The sequence below is a fragment of the Flavobacterium sp. ZB4P23 genome (assembly GCF_003970375.1).
Lineage (GTDB): Bacteria > Bacteroidota > Bacteroidia > Flavobacteriales > Flavobacteriaceae > Flavobacterium.
This window is the reverse complement of sequence record NZ_RYDK01000002.1, coordinates 226769-242956: the sequence shown is the minus strand read 5'-3', so window position 1 is coordinate 242956 and position 16188 is coordinate 226769. Positions and strand designations below refer to the sequence as shown.

At 35.8% G+C, this 16188-nt stretch carries 16 protein-coding genes and 1 tRNA gene; 7 read left to right on the top strand and 10 right to left on the bottom strand.

The window, feature by feature from the left end:
- Nucleotide 1: 1 nt before the first annotated feature.
- From EKL99_RS04270 to EKL99_RS04255, 4 genes are all read right to left on the bottom strand, one after another.
- Complete coding sequence (locus EKL99_RS04270) at nucleotides 2-1078, bottom strand: glycosyltransferase family 4 protein (protein WP_126576454.1); 1077 nt, start codon at nucleotides 1076-1078, stop codon at nucleotides 2-4.
- Nucleotides 1079-1083: 5 nt separating this feature from the next.
- Nucleotides 1084-1755, bottom strand: coding sequence for a DUF2461 domain-containing protein (locus EKL99_RS04265; RefSeq protein ID WP_126555047.1), 672 nt, complete (start codon nucleotides 1753-1755; stop codon nucleotides 1084-1086).
- A 6-nt stretch (nucleotides 1756-1761) separates the two neighbouring features.
- The gene (locus tag EKL99_RS04260; protein WP_126576453.1) at nucleotides 1762-2460 is read right to left on the bottom strand and encodes a thioredoxin domain-containing protein; all 699 of its coding nucleotides are present in this window, start codon (nucleotides 2458-2460) and stop codon (nucleotides 1762-1764) included.
- A 78-nt stretch (nucleotides 2461-2538) separates the two neighbouring features.
- Nucleotides 2539-3618, bottom strand: a complete 1080-nt coding sequence (locus EKL99_RS04255; protein WP_126576452.1) for a DNA replication/repair protein RecF — start codon at nucleotides 3616-3618, stop codon at nucleotides 2539-2541.
- Nucleotides 3619-3850: 232 nt separating this feature from the next.
- On the opposite strand from EKL99_RS04255, the gene EKL99_RS04250 reads away from it, so the two are divergent.
- The 6 genes from EKL99_RS04250 to EKL99_RS04225 all read left to right on the top strand — a co-directional run bounded on the left by EKL99_RS04250 (nucleotide 3851) and on the right by EKL99_RS04225 (nucleotide 10097).
- Nucleotides 3851-4624: a tol-pal system YbgF family protein gene (locus EKL99_RS04250; RefSeq protein ID WP_126555043.1), complete on the top strand. Its 774-nt coding sequence runs from the start codon at nucleotides 3851-3853 to the stop codon at nucleotides 4622-4624.
- Nucleotides 4625-4697: 73 nt separating this feature from the next.
- Nucleotides 4698-5270, top strand: coding sequence for a 6,7-dimethyl-8-ribityllumazine synthase (gene ribH, locus EKL99_RS04245; protein ID WP_126453629.1), 573 nt, complete (start codon nucleotides 4698-4700; stop codon nucleotides 5268-5270).
- A 212-nt stretch (nucleotides 5271-5482) separates the two neighbouring features.
- Complete coding sequence (mutL, locus tag EKL99_RS04240) at nucleotides 5483-7324, top strand: DNA mismatch repair endonuclease MutL (protein ID WP_126461478.1); 1842 nt, start codon at nucleotides 5483-5485, stop codon at nucleotides 7322-7324.
- Nucleotides 7321-8067: a rhomboid family intramembrane serine protease gene (locus EKL99_RS04235; RefSeq protein ID WP_126461475.1), complete on the top strand. Its 747-nt coding sequence runs from the start codon at nucleotides 7321-7323 to the stop codon at nucleotides 8065-8067. Before mutL ends, EKL99_RS04235 begins: the two co-directional genes overlap by 4 nt.
- A gap of 63 nt (nucleotides 8068-8130) precedes the next feature.
- Entirely contained in the window at nucleotides 8131-9000 is an 870-nt protein-coding gene (locus tag EKL99_RS04230; protein ID WP_126555041.1) for a rhomboid family intramembrane serine protease, read from the top strand.
- Nucleotides 9001-9050: 50 nt separating this feature from the next.
- Complete coding sequence (locus tag EKL99_RS04225; RefSeq protein WP_126461469.1) at nucleotides 9051-10097, top strand: endonuclease/exonuclease/phosphatase family protein; 1047 nt, start codon at nucleotides 9051-9053, stop codon at nucleotides 10095-10097.
- 16 nt (nucleotides 10098-10113) lie between these two features.
- Here EKL99_RS04225 and EKL99_RS04220 read toward each other — a convergent pair whose 3' ends face one another.
- The 6 genes from EKL99_RS04220 to EKL99_RS04195 all read right to left on the bottom strand — a co-directional run bounded on the left by EKL99_RS04220 (nucleotide 10114) and on the right by EKL99_RS04195 (nucleotide 15676).
- The gene (locus EKL99_RS04220; RefSeq protein WP_126576451.1) at nucleotides 10114-10740 is read right to left on the bottom strand and encodes a WbqC family protein; all 627 of its coding nucleotides are present in this window, start codon (nucleotides 10738-10740) and stop codon (nucleotides 10114-10116) included.
- Between the two features lie 90 nt (nucleotides 10741-10830).
- Nucleotides 10831-12402 carry a signal peptidase I gene (gene lepB / locus EKL99_RS04215; protein WP_126516515.1) on the bottom strand — a complete coding sequence of 524 codons (1572 nt, stop codon included), beginning with the start codon at nucleotides 12400-12402 and terminating at the stop codon, nucleotides 10831-10833.
- Between the two features lie 68 nt (nucleotides 12403-12470).
- Entirely contained in the window at nucleotides 12471-13199 is a 729-nt protein-coding gene (gene dapB / locus EKL99_RS04210) for a 4-hydroxy-tetrahydrodipicolinate reductase (RefSeq protein WP_126453644.1), read from the bottom strand.
- 245 nt (nucleotides 13200-13444) lie between these two features.
- Nucleotides 13445-14005, bottom strand: coding sequence for a DUF5683 domain-containing protein (locus EKL99_RS04205; RefSeq protein ID WP_126461437.1), 561 nt, complete (start codon nucleotides 14003-14005; stop codon nucleotides 13445-13447).
- Complete coding sequence (locus EKL99_RS04200; RefSeq protein WP_126461434.1) at nucleotides 14005-14904, bottom strand: ParB/RepB/Spo0J family partition protein; 900 nt, start codon at nucleotides 14902-14904, stop codon at nucleotides 14005-14007. Before EKL99_RS04200 ends, EKL99_RS04205 begins: the two co-directional genes overlap by 1 nt.
- 4 nt (nucleotides 14905-14908) lie before the next feature.
- Nucleotides 14909-15676, bottom strand: coding sequence for a ParA family protein (locus tag EKL99_RS04195; RefSeq protein WP_126453649.1), 768 nt, complete (start codon nucleotides 15674-15676; stop codon nucleotides 14909-14911).
- 339 nt (nucleotides 15677-16015) lie between these two features.
- On the opposite strand from EKL99_RS04195, the gene EKL99_RS04190 reads away from it, so the two are divergent.
- Nucleotides 16016-16090 (top strand) — tRNA-Pro (locus EKL99_RS04190).
- The last annotated feature ends 98 nt before the right edge of the window (nucleotides 16091-16188 follow it).

The window sequence follows — 16188 nt, the reverse complement described above, 5'->3', positions numbered from 1 at the left end:
ATTAATTGGATTGATTTTGGTTGATTAATTCGTGGTATTTATGGGCAATAATCTTCATGTTAATACTATAATCAGCATTTTTTTCAACAATTTTTCTATTCATAAAAACAGCTTCGTTTCGGTATTTATCGTTTTCAAATGCCCAAATTAATTCTTCGGCAAGTTTATTGTAATCATCTACGGGGACTAATTGCCCGTTTTTGCGGTGTTTAATCCAGCTTTTATTTCCGGAAATAGCACTTACAATTGGATAACAATTAGTTGCCATTGCTTCAAATAAGGATGCCGAAACGCCTTCCGTTACGGGCATACTGATGTAAATGTTTGATTCTTGCAATAGCTTTGGCAATTCCGTATTCAGAATTCTTCCGGTAAAATTGACTTTATTTTCAATGTTTAACTTTTTAGCTAACTCTTTTAATTTAAAAAGTTGTGTTCCGTCTCCTACAATGGTAAGGACGAAATCTATCCCTTTTTGATTTAAAACAGCAAACGCTTTTAAAACAATAGCATGGCAGTATTCAGGCATCAAAGAGCGGGTGACGATAGCGCAAATTTTTTCAGGATTGGCAGTTTTTTGATTGCCAAATTGCACCAAATCAATTCCCTTTGGTAATACCAAAACTTTACTCATGTCAACTTTAGCCTCCAGCATAGATGAAATCATCACGGGTCCCCAAGCGTGAATTAAATCGGCTTTTTTGAAAGCGTAATGCTGAATTATTTTTTTTAATGGAAGTGAAATAGATTTTTCCGGCCACAAATCTGTTCCGCCTTGTTGTGCGATTGCAACTGGTTTTACTCCGGACAATGCAGCAAGAAAACCATAACTGGTGGTTCGTTCCGCAATTACCATATCCGGTTTTTGCAGTTGGATTATTTTTCTGATTTTTAAAACAGCAAATTTAAATTCGAAAATCCGTAGTATTCGGTTCTTAAAACTATCGCTAGGCGTTTTTAATTCCCATGTTATAATTTCGAAATCACCAAATTCCTTGAGTCCATTCATCCAGGTGATGGCATCGGCTCTGTAGGATTCCCCCAAAAAAAGTATCCTTCTCTTTTTTGTCGATATCATTTGAATTACTCGGAAGTTAAGGCTCGATTGATGAAATCGTTCAATGGTTTTAGCACAATCAGTTTTTGACTCATTACGGCAACAAAATCTTTTTTGGCAGCTGCCGAAAAATCAATTTTCTGTGAAGACTCAAAACTTTTTAGTTTTAATAATTCAATAGCCGGATGTTCTTTTTCGTACCCTCGTGGCGGGTTTTTCAGGGTGTTTTTTTCATTACGATCAAAGTTGTTAAATTCTTTTTTGAAATCTTTCTTCTCAAGAATAGCTTCCAGATCCTCATGAAAAAATGCTATTTCTTTGCGCATTTTTTTTAAGTCATGGGATTCCGGGCAGTACAATCCGCCGGCAATAAAACTCGCGCCTTTTTCCAGATGAATGTAATAGCCGGAACGATTCAGCCCTTTCGCACCAGACGAAAGCCAGATTCCCAAATGCGATTTGTAAGGCGTTTTGTCCTTAGAAAACCGAATGTCGCGATTGATTCTGAACGTACAATTTTTAACTTCTAGCATTTCCAGCGATGGATCCAAAGGTTTCATCGCGTCCAGTAAATCCCCAACTAGTTGTTGGTAGTCTTTCTTGAACCTTTCGTAGCGTTTTTTGTTTTCCAGAAACCAATCCCGATTATTATTGGCTTTTAAATCATCAAGAAATTGTAGTGTTTCTTTTGAAAGCATCTTGTACTATTGTATTTGTTTTCTTAATTCTTCTTCGCTAATGAAACCGGATTTTCTCCATTTTACTGCTGCTTTTTCATACAATAATAGAGTAGGAAGTTCACTGATTTTCATTTCGGTCATTAAGGTTTTGTTTTTGTCGGCATCCAATCGTATGATGGTTACGCTATCTGCTAGTTCAGTTTGCATTTTTGTGATGTAGGGCGTCATTTTTTTGCATGGCGCACACCATTCTGCATAAAAACTAACCAATATTTTTTTATCAGAGTCTACTGATTTATTGTAGTCCTGCAAAGTCATTCCAGTGATTTTGTTGCTTGGTTTAGACGGTCCTGCAGCGTCCCATTTTAATATTCCGCCTTGTAATTGGTAAACATTTGTAAAGCCAAGTTCTTCCAGTTTTTCAACGGCACTTTGACTTCTTCCGCCGCTTTTGCAGTACACGAAAACAGGTTTTGTTTTGTCTAGTTTTTCGGTGCCTGCAACAAAGCTGTCTCCGAGCCAATCTACATTTACGGCTTTGTCGATATGATCTGACGAAAATTCCGCAGGCGTTCGTACATCCAGAATTTGTGGATTTGGTGTTGCTGCAATTTTTTCGCTAAAAACTTTTGCATCGATAGTTTGACTTTCTTTTGATGCTTGTCCATTACAAGATAAAAAAGCAAAAGATATGATTAATACGAATATTGAACTGAATTTCATTGTAATTTGATTTATAATTGAATACGCTAAATTAGGTGTTTTTTCAATTTTCAGGCCTTATAAAGTACTAAATAAAAGTTATAAGTTGAAAATTTTATAGCTCTGATGGGTCAATTTTAGAATAACTTCCGTACGTTCCGGATGGGTATCTGAAATGAAAAGTTGACCAAAAGTATTGCTGTTGACCATTTCGATTATTTTGGCCACGCGACTTTCGTCTAATTTGTCAAAAATATCATCAAATAACAGAATTGGTTTTACACCGCTTTGTTTTTTTAAAAACTCAAATTGCGCTAATTTTAAAGCGATCAAATACGATTTTTGTTGGCCTTGCGAGCCAAATTTCTTTATTGGATGTTGGTCAATTTCAAAGGCTAAATCGTCTTTATGGATTCCTATACTCGTATAATGTAACGCTCGGTCTTTATTGATATTTTCCTGTAAAAGGGTCAACAAGTCTTTTTCGAATAAATGGCTTTCGTAAACGAGTTGCACGGTTTCCTGTGAACCCGTTATAGCTTGATGATGGGTATTGAAAATAGGAATGAATTGTTCTATAAATGCTTTTCTTTTTTCGAAAATATAGTTTCCAAAACCATTGAGTTGTTCATTATATATGGAGAGCGTGTCAGTATCGAAAACATGATTTAATGCAAAATATTTCAACAAAGCATTGCGCTGACTCATTACTTTCTGGTATTGAATAAGTTGCTGTAAATAGTGGGAGTCCAGTTGCGAAATCACACTGTCCATGAATTTCCGTCGGGTTTCGCTGCCTTCCACAATCAAATCTCTATCGGCCGGAGAAATAATCACTAAAGGAATAAACCCAATATGATCTGAGAATTTGTCGTAGGCTTTGCCGTTGCGTTTCAATATTTTTTTCTGTCCTTTTTTAAGGCTGCAGACAATTTGTTCCGTTCTTTCGTTTTTTTCAAATGCAGCATCTATAACGAAAAATTCGGCTCCATGTTTGATGTTTTGTACCGCCAATGGATTAAAATAGCTTTTTCCGTACGATAAATGGTAGATTGCATCGAGCACATTTGTTTTGCCAATACCGTTTTTACCTACAAAGCAATTTATTTTAGAGTCAAAATCAAAATTAGCTTCAGAAAAATTCTTATAATTGAACAGTGAAATTTTTTTTAAATACATGGGTAAGGCTTGCTGGTATTGAGAACTTTGCTGTTTTTGAACAGACTTTTCAAAGTGGGTGCAAATTATTGAAAAATATCGATAAAACCGTCTTTTCTGTTTTTTCTATGAGAATTATTTTGTCTTTGGAAACAAAGAATCTGATAAGATATTTTTTTTAAATATAAAAGCATATTTTTTGTGTGGGTTTGAATAAAAATTTTATTTTTGCGACTCACTAAATTAAATTTAAATGGCTACTTACAATAAAAGAGGATATAAAGCACCAAAAGAAAAAGAAACAAAAGACGGCGTTGAAGCAGTAGTAATTGATGATAAGGACAGTACAACAGCAGAAGTATTTTCTAAATTAGATCAAACCGCTACAATAACGGAGGATTGGGTAGCTAAAAACCAAAAAATTATTATTGGATTAGTTGCCGCTGCTACCCTATTTACTATTGGATATTTAGCCTACCAAAGATTTATTGCTGCGCCACAACAAGAGGAAGCCGCTAATGAAATGTTCGTGGCACAACAAAATTTTCAAAAAGCAACTGATGGAGTAGCAAGTGACTCCTTATATAAGCTGTCTTTGAATGGTTCAGAAGGTAAATTTGGATTCTTGAAAATTGCAGATGAATATTCTGGAACTGATGCTGGAAATTTAGCTAATTATTATGCGGGAATTGCCTATTTGAATACCGGAAAATATACTGAAGCGATTGATTATTTAGGTAAATTTAAATCGGATGATATTGTTTTAAGTGCGTTGGCAAAAGGAGCAATTGGAGATGCTTATTCTCAAAAAAATCAACCAAAAGAAGCGTTAGAGAATTATGTAAAAGCGGCAGGATCTAATAAAAATGATTTTACAACACCACGTTTCTTATTGAAGGCCGGAAAAACAGCTTTGGCTCTAGGAAATAAAGAAGAGGCATTGAAATATTTTACTGACATCAAAGAAAATTATGAGGGAGCTCCAGAAGCTGCTTCTGTTGACGTTTTAATAGGATTGGCACAATAATATAAAAGTTAATAGTCACAGTTTTTAGTTTCCAGAAACTGCATACTGCGACTGTGACTGAAAACTAAATAAGATGGCTACCGAAAATAAAAATTTATCCGAGTATGACAAAAATATGGTTCCAGACGCGAAAAAATTTCGTTTCGGAATTGTAGTTGCAGAATGGAATGACACCATCACCGAAGGGCTTTTTGATGGGGCATTCAAGACATTATTAGAAAATGAAGTTCCTTCCGGACAAATCATACGGTGGAATGTTCCAGGGAGTTTTGAACTTGTCTATGGAGCCAAAAAAATGTTGCAAACTCAAAATGTGGATGCTGTTATTGTTATAGGGTGCGTCATCCAAGGACAAACCAAACATTTTGATTTTGTGTGTGAAGGCGTTACGCAGGGAATAAAAGATTTGAATGTTCAAACGGATGTTCCTGTTATCTTTTGTGTTTTGACAGATAATACCATGCAACAATCAATTGATAGAAGCGGAGGAATTCATGGAAATAAAGGGACTGAAGCAGCTATTGCTGCTATAAAAATGGCTTATATCCGCCAGCAGGCTTCTTTGAATCATCAGTTCGATAACCAACAGTTACTGTCTTCCGGTGCTTTGCAAATTGAAAATTTGCCATTGGAATTAAAAGAATAAGAATAAAAATTTATAATTCTTTAACCTATACTATTGCATATATAGTATAGGTTTTTTGTTTTATTTATGATTAAATACGCTACCATTCCCCGTAGAAATTCATTAAATTTGTGCTTCTTGGTTTTATAATAAACTATTGTCGCCCGGAGAAGTCTATACTGAGCGAAGTCGAAGTACAGTCAAAGGGATAAACTTTAAACCTAATTTTTTTAATGTCGAGTATAATTCAATTACTTCCGGATCATGTTGCCAATCAAATTGCTGCTGGCGAAGTCGTTCAAAGACCCGCTTCGGTAGTCAAAGAATTGCTCGAAAACGCGGTAGATGCCAGAGCAACGGATATCAAACTAATTATTAAAGATGCCGGAAAAGCATTGGTTCAAGTCATTGACAATGGTTTAGGGATGAGTGTTACTGATGCGCGTTTGTGTTTTGAGCGCCATGCTACCTCCAAAATCCGTCATGCCGAAGATTTATTTTCACTGCATACCAAAGGGTTTCGTGGCGAAGCATTAGCATCTATTGCGGCAATTGCCCATGTGGAAATGAAAACCAAACAAGATCAGGAAGAACTTGGAACCCATATTATTGTTGAAGGCAGTAAATTCGTATCTCAAGAGGTAGCTGTTTTGCCTAAAGGAACTTCATTTGCCGTGAAAAACTTGTTTTTTAATATTCCAGCACGACGGAATTTCTTAAAGTCGGACACCGTAGAATACCGCCATGTAGTGGATGAGTTTCAGCGTGTGGCTTTGGCTCATCCAAAAATACATTTTACATTTTATCACAACGGCAGTGAAATGTTCAACTTGCCTCCATCAACTTTACGACAACGAATTGTGAATATTTTTTCAGGTAAAACCAATGAAAAATTAGTTCCGGTTCAGGAAGAAACTGAAATTGTAACAATTCAAGGATTTGTAAGCAAACCAGAATTTGCCAAAAAAAATCGTGGAGAACAATTTTTCTTTGTCAATGACCGTTTTATAAAAAGCGGTTATTTGCATCATGCGGTTATGGCTGCCTATGACGGAATCTTGAAAGACGGTGCGCAGCCCAGTTATTTTTTATATTTGTCAGTGCCACCCAACACTATTGATATCAATATTCATCCCACTAAAACGGAAATTAAGTTTGATGACGAACATGCTTTATATGCTATTTTACGATCTTCAATAAAGCATAGTTTGGGCCAGTTTAATGTGGCTCCAGTATTAGATTTTGATCGCGATTCAAATTTAGATACGCCGTATCATTACAAAGATTTAGAAGGTGCTACACCGACGATTCAGGTAGATGGCAACTTCAATCCGTTTTCTGAAGAAAAACCCAGTAAGCAATTTTCCAGTTATAGAAAACCAGAACCAACCGCTAATTGGGAAAGTTTATACGTAGGCTTAAAACAGGATACGGATGAAATAGGGCATTTGACTTTCGAAAATGAAGAAGTTACCTCGTCTTTATTTAATGACGAAGAAGTGGAGCATTCTGTTCATAAAACGTATCAAATACATAAAAAATATATTGTTTCCTCCATCAAATCCGGAATGGTAATTGTCGATCAGCAGCGGGCGCACCAACGTGTTTTGTATGAACAGTTTTTGGTCAATATGACGGTTAATCAAGCCTCAAGTCAGCAGTTATTATTTCCTTTGAACCTATTTTATTCGTCAAGCGAAATGGAGCTTATCGGGGAATTACAATTATCATTAATGAATACCGGATTTGTTTTTGAAGAAAATAATACCGATCATATTGTTATTTCAGGAATACCGGTAAATGTAACGGAGAGTGAAGTTTCACTGGTTTTAGAACAATTATTAAGTGATTTGCAGGACGGAATACCAGAAAGCAGTTTCAGCCAGAACGATACGATTGCCAAATCGATGGCCAAAAGTTTAGCCGTGAAAACAGGAACACACCTGACAGAAAAAGAACAGGAAAATTTGGTCAACGGACTTTTTGCCTGTAAAGACCCAAATGTTTCCCCATTCTATAAACCCACTTTCATCACCATGCGTGTGGAAGATTTAGATAAAAAATTTGCATTATGAGAAACGTTACTGAAACCGTAAAACAATTAATTATTATCAATGTATTGTTTTTTGTAGGGACACTGATTATAAAAGAGCCCGCCTATAAAATATTAGCATTGTATTTTCCGGAAAACCCAAGTTTTCAATTGTGGCAACCGGTGACGCACATGTTTATGCATGGCGGTTTTATGCATATTTTTTTCAATATGTTTGCGTTATATTCTTTTGGATCTGCTTTAGAGCAAATGTGGGGAAGTAAGAAATTCTTATTTTTCTATGTTTCCTGCGGATTAGGTGCAGCGTTGTTGCATACCGGAGTCAATTATTACTATTTTCAAGACGGATTGAATACGCTAATGGCTAATGGTTTTTCTAAACAAGAAATTTTGCAAATTTTGAACGAAGGTAAGATTGATACCAGATGGCAGGAGATCTTAGCGGTTTCTGATTTTCAGAATTTCACAAGTGCCTATGTAGGTACTGCAGTGGGAGCCTCTGGCGCTATTTATGGAACGATAGTAGCCTTTGCCTTTATGTTTCCTAATGCTGAGTTGTCTTTGATGTTTATTCCTGTACCCATAAAAGCAAAGTATTTTGTTCCGGGTTTAGTGTTAATCGATTTGTACCTGGGTATTTCAGGAAAATCAATTTTTGGTGGTGGCGGAATTGCCCATTTTGCCCACGTTGGTGGCGCCTTATTTGGTTTTATTATTACGTGGTACTGGAAGAAAAATCAGTTCAATAAGAACCGTTGGAATTAAAAGTCTAACAGCTTTTAAAGTAGTATATAACCTAAACAGCAGCTCTTAAATCCCAATTAACTTATGAATATTATCGACGACCTGAAATTACAATACAAAATGGGAGGAATAGTGACTCAGCTACTCTTTTGGAATGTCGCTTTGTTTGTGCTTCCGTGGTTGTTTTTTGCACTTTTATCCGTGTTGAGTGTCCATATTGATCATGTTCAATATGTGAGTTTGTCGTCTAATCCGTTGGATTTGCTCTGGAAACCATGGTCGTTGCTTTCGTATGCTTTTTTTCACAGCGGCATCATGCATATTGTTTTTAATATGATTGTTTTGAATTTTTCAGGCAGATTGTTTATGACGTTTTTTACCTCCAAACAGTTGTTGGGCTTGTATCTTCTGAGTGCCATTTTTGCGGGGATTTGTTATATTCTGGTGTTTTATGTTTTAAATATCAATGCACCAATGGTAGGGGCTTCAGCTGCTATCATGGGTATTTTAGTAGCTGTTACAACTTATTATCCGTTGATGAGCGTACAGCTTTTGATTATTGGAAATGTCAAATTATGGCATATAACCGCTGTAATTATTATTATTGATTTGATGCAGCTGCGTTCCGAAAATATGGGTGGACATATTTCTCACCTTTCCGGAGCTCTTTTTGGTTTTATTTTTATTAAATTGCTTCAAAATGGAACGGATTTAAGTACAATTGTATCTCGTAGTTTAGATTTTTTTACAAATTTGTTTCGTAAAAAACCTACTACACCGTTCAAAAAAGTACACAAAAATTACCGTAAACCTGTTGAAAAAACGGCTTCAAAAATAATTGAAAAAGATAAAGCACAGCAACAGATTGATGAGATTTTAGATAAAATCAGCCAGTCCGGTTACGATAGTTTGACTAAAGAAGAGAAAGAGTTCTTGTTTAAAGTAGGTAAATAAGCTTTTTAAAGTGGTTAACATTTTTGTTTAAATATAAAATATAGAAAAAAATGAAAAATCTTTCATGGTTTAATAAAGGAATGTTTTTTTTGAACATAGTCCTTACCCTTGTGACTTTTACTGCCTATGTTTTGCCTTTTCTAGCCCCTAAATCGTTTCCTTTTTTGTCAGTTTTGACACTTTTTATGCCTCTTTTTTTTATATTAAACGGCTTGTTTTTTATGTATTGGGCCATACAATTCAAAAAACAGTTGATTGTATCGGGTTTAGTATTATTGATTGGCATTACTTTTATAAATAAATTCTATAAGTTTTCAGCACCGGAAGTAATTAAAGAAGAAAAAGATTTTACTATAATGAGCTACAATGTGCGCTTGCTAAATGTTTTTAAGTGGATCGATAGAGATGATGTGCCCTCAGATATTTTAAACTTTATAAATGATAAGAATCCAGATATAGTGTGTATTCAGGAATTTTCATCTTCGGGTAATATTGATTTAAAGGTATATCCACATCGTTATATTTTTATGAATGGTGATAAAATTAAAACAGGACAAGCAATATTTTCAAAATTTCCAATCCTTAATCAAGGGAAAATAACGTTTCCTAACTCCAGTAATAATGTGATTTTTGCTGATATAAAAAAAGGAAAGGACATTATCAGAGTCTATAACATGCATTTACAATCTATCAAAATTTCTCCCGATGTAGATGAAATTGATGAAAATATTGAGGTCATTAATCAACAAAAATCGCAAATGCTTTTTATCAGAATCAGCAAAGCGTTCAAACAACAGCAACAGCAAGCAGAGATTTTTAAGGAACACAAAATGAAATGTATTTACCCTACAATTATTTGCGGAGATATGAATAATAGTGCGTTTTCTTACGTGTACCGTAACATAAAGGGCAACATGAAAGACAGTTTTGAAGAAGCCGGAACCGGTTTTGGAGAGACGTATAAATTCAGGTATTACCCGGCCAGAATTGATTATATTTTTGCCGATGAGAAAATGTCAGTAAAGAAATTTGAAAACTTTCCTCGATTTATAAACTCGGATCATTTTCCTATTATGGCACGATTGTCTTATGAGTAGCAAGTAGAGAAATGCTTTATTTGATAATCAATTCTTGTTTTTTTAAATAGTCCATCGCGTATTTTCCTTCATTAAACAGCAAATCCAGAACACTCAAATTGTTGATAAAACCATGTTTATCATCAAAAACCTGTGTGTAGTTTTCAAATATCGAAACGTCTTTTTTTCCGTTGACCAAAGCTCTTAAGTCGGTAATTATCTCGGTATCAACCTCGTGAAAGTACTCCGTGGTTGTAGTATAATCCAGTTTTATTCGGAAACATTTGGATAGAAGGACTACAATTTCAAAATTTAAATCCAATAAAAATAGTTGTTTTTTTTCAAAAATGGGACGAATGTCATCTTCAAAATATTCAAAAAAAGGAGAACTTCTGTAGGCGGCTTCCAATGATTTGAAATGCTGTTTTTGCCAGTCAAAGTCGGTTTCGATTTTGATGTCTTTAGTTTTTTGATGACTTTCTTTTGAATGCTTCACGGGAATATTCAACAGCTGAATCCCATTGGGACTATAAATATAAGCGCGGTTGCGATTGGTTTGTTTCTGAAAATTATCGGCAACCTCAAAGGTGATGCTCTCCGATTGTACCATGGCAGCAAAATTGCTAATCGAGGGGAAGTAAGTTGGGTGTATGAGAATATTCATATTTGTCTAAAGTTTTTAAAGTTATAAAGTCCAAAGTCATAAAGTTAGATTAGATCCTAACTTGATGACTTTGGACGTTTGAACTTTGGACTAATTTTTCGCCTCTTTTCTTTTTTTCCAAAAATATTCTCCTACGAAGAAAATAACGAGTCCTAACAGGAATAATTTAAAATACGACTGCGGTTGTCCTTCACCGCTAACCGTTGTAAAAACCCTGTCCCAGCGTACTTTTTCTAATCCTTTGCCATTAGGATCGATACTGAGCCATATAAATATAGGTTTCCCTACAATGTGATTTTCGGGTACAAATCCCCAATAACGACTGTCTTCAGAGTTATGACGGTTATCTCCCATCATCCAGTAATAATTTTGTTTGAAGGTGTATGTTTTTACAACGGCACCGTTTAATCTGATTTCGTTTCCTGTAACCTTTAGATCATTTTTTTTACCATCCTCATTCATTTCATAATCAGTAATGATTGCTTTGTAGAAAGGCAGCGTTTCAGTGGTTAACGCAACCGTTTTTCCTTTTTCCGGAATGTAAATCGGGCCAAAATTATCACGATTCCATTTATTGATATGCGGGAAGATTGTGTTGTCCGCATCCTTTGCTATCTGTCTGATTACAGCCGTGATACCTGGTGTGTTTTTTAATCGTTCTGCACCTGCTTCAGTCAAGGCACTCAGAAAAAGGGTGTCTCTTTTTGTTTGATCTATAAATCCAGCAGGATCCGTCACATCTAAATCCTTAAATATTGATTCAAAATCGATAGGTGTTTTTCCGTCCAGAGCTACTTTATAAGAGAACTGTGGTTTAGCTCTTTCGGGCATTTGCAAGAGTTTGCCATCAATATAAATCATGCCATCCTTTATGGACAAGCTGTCTCCAGGGATTCCCAGACATCTTTTTACATAATTCGATTTCTTATCAACGGGCTTGTAGGCACGTCTTTTTGAAGTATCAAAAAATCTATAAACAGTATCTACCGGCCAGTTGAACACAACAATATCCGTACGATCAATATTCTGAATGCCGGGCAGTCTCATGTACGGCAATTGTGGCCAGATGAGGTATGATTTACTTTTTGTCAAAGGAATAGAGTCGTGTACCATTGGGAATGCTACTGTGGTCATGGGAACTCTCGCACCATAATTCATTTTACTTACAAATAGAAAATCACCGACTAATAAGGATTTTTCTAAGGAGGAGGTAGGGATGGTATACGGTTGAATGAAATAGGTATGAACAACTGTGGCTACAATTACAGCAAAAAGTAAGGAGCTAATAGTGTCTGCCGTTTTGTTTTCAGGACTAAGGCTTCTGTCAGCATTATAGTTTAATTTTTGGGTATAATTAATGTAGTATATATATAATCCAAAAGTAATTATTCCCAGAAAAGTGTCTAATCCGGATCGTTTTCCAAAACTGCGTAGCGTTTCTACCCAGATTACCGGAAATACAATGAGATTGATGATTGGAATAAATAGCAATACAGTCCACCAAGTGGGACGTCCTATTATTTTCATTAAAACAATTGCATTGTAAACGGGAATAGCGGCTTCCCAACGTTTTCTGCCGGCGCTCTCATATAGTTTCCAAGTTCCTAAAAAGTGAACAATCTGGACTAGCAGAAAAAATACAAACCATTGATATACTGACATAGTTTTTTGTTTTAAGTTTGAGATTTAAGATTGTTTCGCTAGAAATGTACTCAAACAGGTGAATAATTTTATTTTAATTCTAATACATCTTTCATTGTGAAAACGCCTTGCTTTCCTACAATCCATTCAGCGGCAATGACTGCCCCAAGCGCAAATCCTTCACGATTGTGCGCGGTGTGCTTCATTTCGATTGCATCCACAGCAGAATTGTAATTAACGGTATGCGTGCCAGGTATTGTACCAATTCTTTTGGCTTTTATAGGAATTTGTTTTTCCAGTTCGTTTGGGCTCAAGTGATTTGCTTCCGGTTTTTCTAAGGTCCAGTTGGTGTAAGAACTATTTGCAAGTATTCCGTTGGCCAATGAAATAGCAGTTCCGCTAGGTGCATCCAGTTTTTGGGTATGATGAATTTCTTCAATCGCTACTTTGTACGTGTCAAATTTCGACATGATTTTAGCCAGATATTCATTGAGTTCAAAGAAAATATTTACTCCTAAACTAAAGTTAGAACTGGAAATAAAAGCGCCTTTTTTTTGATTGCAAAGTGCCACCATCTCCTCATACTGTTCCAGCCATCCTGTGGTTCCTGAAATAACGGGCACATTGGCCTGGAAACAACTGGAAATATTGCTCACTGCAGCAGTTGGAACACTGAAATCAATAGCCACATCAGCTGCTGAAAGTCCATCAAAAGTGTTCTTTTCTTCTTTTTTCAAAACGATTTCATGCCCTCTTTCCAGTGCAATCCGTTCAATTACCTGACCCATTTTTCCGTATCCTAAAAGCGCAATTTTCATTTTTTATTATTTTTTGAATAGTGTACAATTCCTATTAGTAGTAATCCTATTAAAAGACCGGCGATAAAACCAGAAAAGAAATCATTCATTCGGATCGAATCAAACGCTTTAATTTCTGAATAATTCACTAAGGTGAGCAGCAGTAAAACGGTAGTGAGGATAAAAAAATATTTCTTTCCTATTTTAGTACCTAATAACATAAGCAGCGGTTCTTTTTTTTGTATTTAAGCTTTCCGGTTTTGTGTCTAAAACTGATAATTAAATGTTAGTCCTACATTCGTCTTAAATGTTACATTATCTGGATAAAGAACGGGTCTTACGGATAAGTTTTCATCAACATTAAATTGTAATAAAGCTGCATCTACATTCGCATCAAGAATATTCAGGGCGTAAAAGGCAATTGTTATCAAAGCGGACAAATCACGATTTCGCTGGTAAAATTTTTGGCCAGCAATTAATCGATTGTTGTCTAAGAATGCTAAATCGTCAGTGGTGTAGCCTTCTAGGCGACTTTTATAGGCGTCTCTGTATTGGTGGTATTTTTTATTACTGTCGATGTAAAAGTAAAGACTGGTTCCTATGGCGCCATAAACCAGCGGTATTTTCCAGTATTTTTTATTGTAAGCCTGGCCTAATCCCGGTAAAATTGCAGAGAAAAAAGCAGCTTTTGCTGGGGTCAACGGATCAATGTCATTTGATTTCAAAGTGTCTTTTGCCACCAAAACCGCCTCAGTTCCCGTTTGGGAAAAAACAGTGTGATTTCCTAAAGTGAAAAGAAGCAGACTTATGAAAATGATTTTATGCACTATTCGTTTATTAGTTTAATGATTCTTTTGAAGTCTTCTTCAGAGTGAAATGGAATTGTGATTTTTCCTTTACCATTTCCGGCTACTTTCACATCGACTTTAGTTCCAAAATAATTTGTAAAAGCGCTCTTTTGAGTATCTGCAATTTCAAAGGAGGCAGTTTTTGGTTTTCCGGCGACTTTAGGTTTTAAACTTTCCTGATAGTTTTTTACCAAAGCTTCCGTATCACGAACCGATAGATTTTGACTGACAATTTTTTGATAAATATCAGTTTGAATATCCTGGTCTTCAATATTGATTATCGCACGACCGTGACCCATACTGATAAAACCATCTCGAATTCCGGTTTGGATTATCGGATCCAGTTTCAAAAGCCTCAAATAATTAGCAATAGTAGAGCGTTTTTTCCCTACTCGCTCACTCATTTGTTCCTGAGTCAGTTGAATCTCATCGATCAAACGTTGGTAGGATAAGGCAATCTCAATAGGATCTAAATCGTGGCGCTGAATATTTTCGACTAAGGCCATCACCAGCGATTCGTTGTCATTTGCAATCCGAATGTACGCAGGAACAGTAGTCAATCCCACAAGGGTAGAGGCACGAAGACGGCGTTCTCCTGAAATCAATTGGTATTTATTGAAATCTAGTTTTCTAACAGTGATTGGTTGAATAACACCTAATTCCTTGATAGAAGTTGCTAATTCCCGCAATGATTCCTCATTGAAATTGCTTCTGGGCTGGAACGGATTTATTTCAATAGCTTCAATATCAAGCTCAATAATGTTTCCTACAACTTTATCGGCATTTTTATCATTTACGGATTTTATATCGTTTTCCGGATCTTTCAATAACGCAGATAATCCTCTTCCCAGGGCTTGTTTTTTTAGTGCTTTTGCCATAAAACTATTTGCTGTTTTTCTTTATAACTTCTTGAGCTAGATGCAGGTAATTGGTAGCTCCTTTGCTTGTTGCATCGTAGTTTATAATGCTTTCGCCAAAACTGGGTGCTTCACTCAATTTGACATTTCTTTGAATAATAGTGTCAAAAACCATGTCGTTAAAATGTTTCTGAACCTCTTCAACCACTTGGTTTGACAAACGCAAACGGGAGTCAAACATGGTCAATAATAATCCTTCGATATCTAAATCCGGATTGTGAATTTTTTGGATACTTTTTATGGTATTCAGTAATTTCCCTAGTCCTTCTAATGCAAAATATTCACACTGAATAGGAATAATTACGGAGTCAGCGGCCGTCAACGCATTTAAGGTAAGTAATCCCAATGATGGCGCACAATCTATGATAATATAGTCGTAATCGTCTTTGATACTTTCTAATGCTAGTTTAAGCATATATTCTCTATTCTCCTTATCGACTAATTCAATTTCAATAGCAACAAGATCAATATGCGATGGAATCACATCCACGTTTATAGCAGAACATTTTATGATGGCCTCTTTTGGTGTGTGACTGTGTTCTAAAATTTGATACGTACCTATTTCTACGGATTCCACGTCAATACCCAATCCTGAGGACGCATTAGCCTGAGGATCAGCATCAATAAGTAGCACTTTTTTTTCTAAAACACCCAATGAAGCAGCAAGATTAACTGACGTAGTAGTTTTGCCAACCCCTCCTTTTTGATTAGCAATCGCGATGATTTTGCCCATTTATTTTTCTAAATTTTGAACCGTAAAAATACAATTATTTATGGTTTCTAAAAATCTATTTTGTTAACATTTGTTAATGCTTGATTAGTCGCTATTTGACCATTCCTGTTTTGAAAACGAATTTCATTTTATGGGAGCTATTTCAGCAGTGCACTACAATCCCGATTGTTCGGGACTTGAGTTGCAATGTGGGCTAGGGGAAGTTGTGCATTCATTCTGCTTTGAAAAAATATTTTTATTTAGATTTTTATATTGATTTTCCAACTAAATAATTTTAGTTCTTAATTTCAGTAATAGTTTTGCTAAAGCAAAAAATAATGCTATCTTTGCACCCGCTTACGGGGTGTAGCGTAGCTCGGTTATCGCGCCTGCTTTGGGAGCAGGAGGCCGCAGGTTCGAATCCTGCCACCCCGACAAAAGCCGAACAAGTGTGTTCGGCTTTTTTTATTTTATAAATATGTACATTGTATACATAATTCAGAGTGAAATTACTTTTAAATATTATATTGGGC

Excerpts from the sequence above, each read along its gene's own strand:
- dapB (WP_126453644.1), bottom strand. The coding sequence starts at position 13,199 with ATGAAAATTGCGCTTTTAGGATACGGAAAAATGGGTCAGGTAATTGAA.
- EKL99_RS04195 (WP_126453649.1), bottom strand. The coding sequence starts at position 15,676 with ATGGGCAAAATCATCGCGATTGCTAATCAAAAAGGAGGGGTTGGCAAA.
- EKL99_RS04235 (WP_126461475.1), top strand. The coding sequence starts at position 7,321 with ATGAGAAACGTTACTGAAACCGTAAAACAATTAATTATTATCAATGTA.
- EKL99_RS04255 (WP_126576452.1), bottom strand. The coding sequence starts at position 3,618 with ATGTATTTAAAAAAAATTTCACTGTTCAATTATAAGAATTTTTCTGAA.
- EKL99_RS04270 (WP_126576454.1), bottom strand. The coding sequence starts at position 1,078 with ATGATATCGACAAAAAAGAGAAGGATACTTTTTTTGGGGGAATCCTAC.
- ribH (WP_126453629.1), top strand. The coding sequence starts at position 4,698 with ATGGCTACCGAAAATAAAAATTTATCCGAGTATGACAAAAATATGGTT.
- EKL99_RS04250 (WP_126555043.1), top strand. The coding sequence starts at position 3,851 with ATGGCTACTTACAATAAAAGAGGATATAAAGCACCAAAAGAAAAAGAA.
- mutL (WP_126461478.1), top strand. The coding sequence starts at position 5,483 with ATGTCGAGTATAATTCAATTACTTCCGGATCATGTTGCCAATCAAATT.
- EKL99_RS04260 (WP_126576453.1), bottom strand. The coding sequence starts at position 2,460 with ATGAAATTCAGTTCAATATTCGTATTAATCATATCTTTTGCTTTTTTA.
- EKL99_RS04230 (WP_126555041.1), top strand. The coding sequence starts at position 8,131 with ATGAATATTATCGACGACCTGAAATTACAATACAAAATGGGAGGAATA.
- EKL99_RS04225 (WP_126461469.1), top strand. The coding sequence starts at position 9,051 with ATGAAAAATCTTTCATGGTTTAATAAAGGAATGTTTTTTTTGAACATA.
- EKL99_RS04265 (WP_126555047.1), bottom strand. The coding sequence starts at position 1,755 with ATGCTTTCAAAAGAAACACTACAATTTCTTGATGATTTAAAAGCCAAT.
- EKL99_RS04200 (WP_126461434.1), bottom strand. The coding sequence starts at position 14,904 with ATGGCAAAAGCACTAAAAAAACAAGCCCTGGGAAGAGGATTATCTGCG.
- lepB (WP_126516515.1), bottom strand. The coding sequence starts at position 12,402 with ATGTCAGTATATCAATGGTTTGTATTTTTTCTGCTAGTCCAGATTGTT.
- EKL99_RS04220 (WP_126576451.1), bottom strand. The coding sequence starts at position 10,740 with ATGAATATTCTCATACACCCAACTTACTTCCCCTCGATTAGCAATTTT.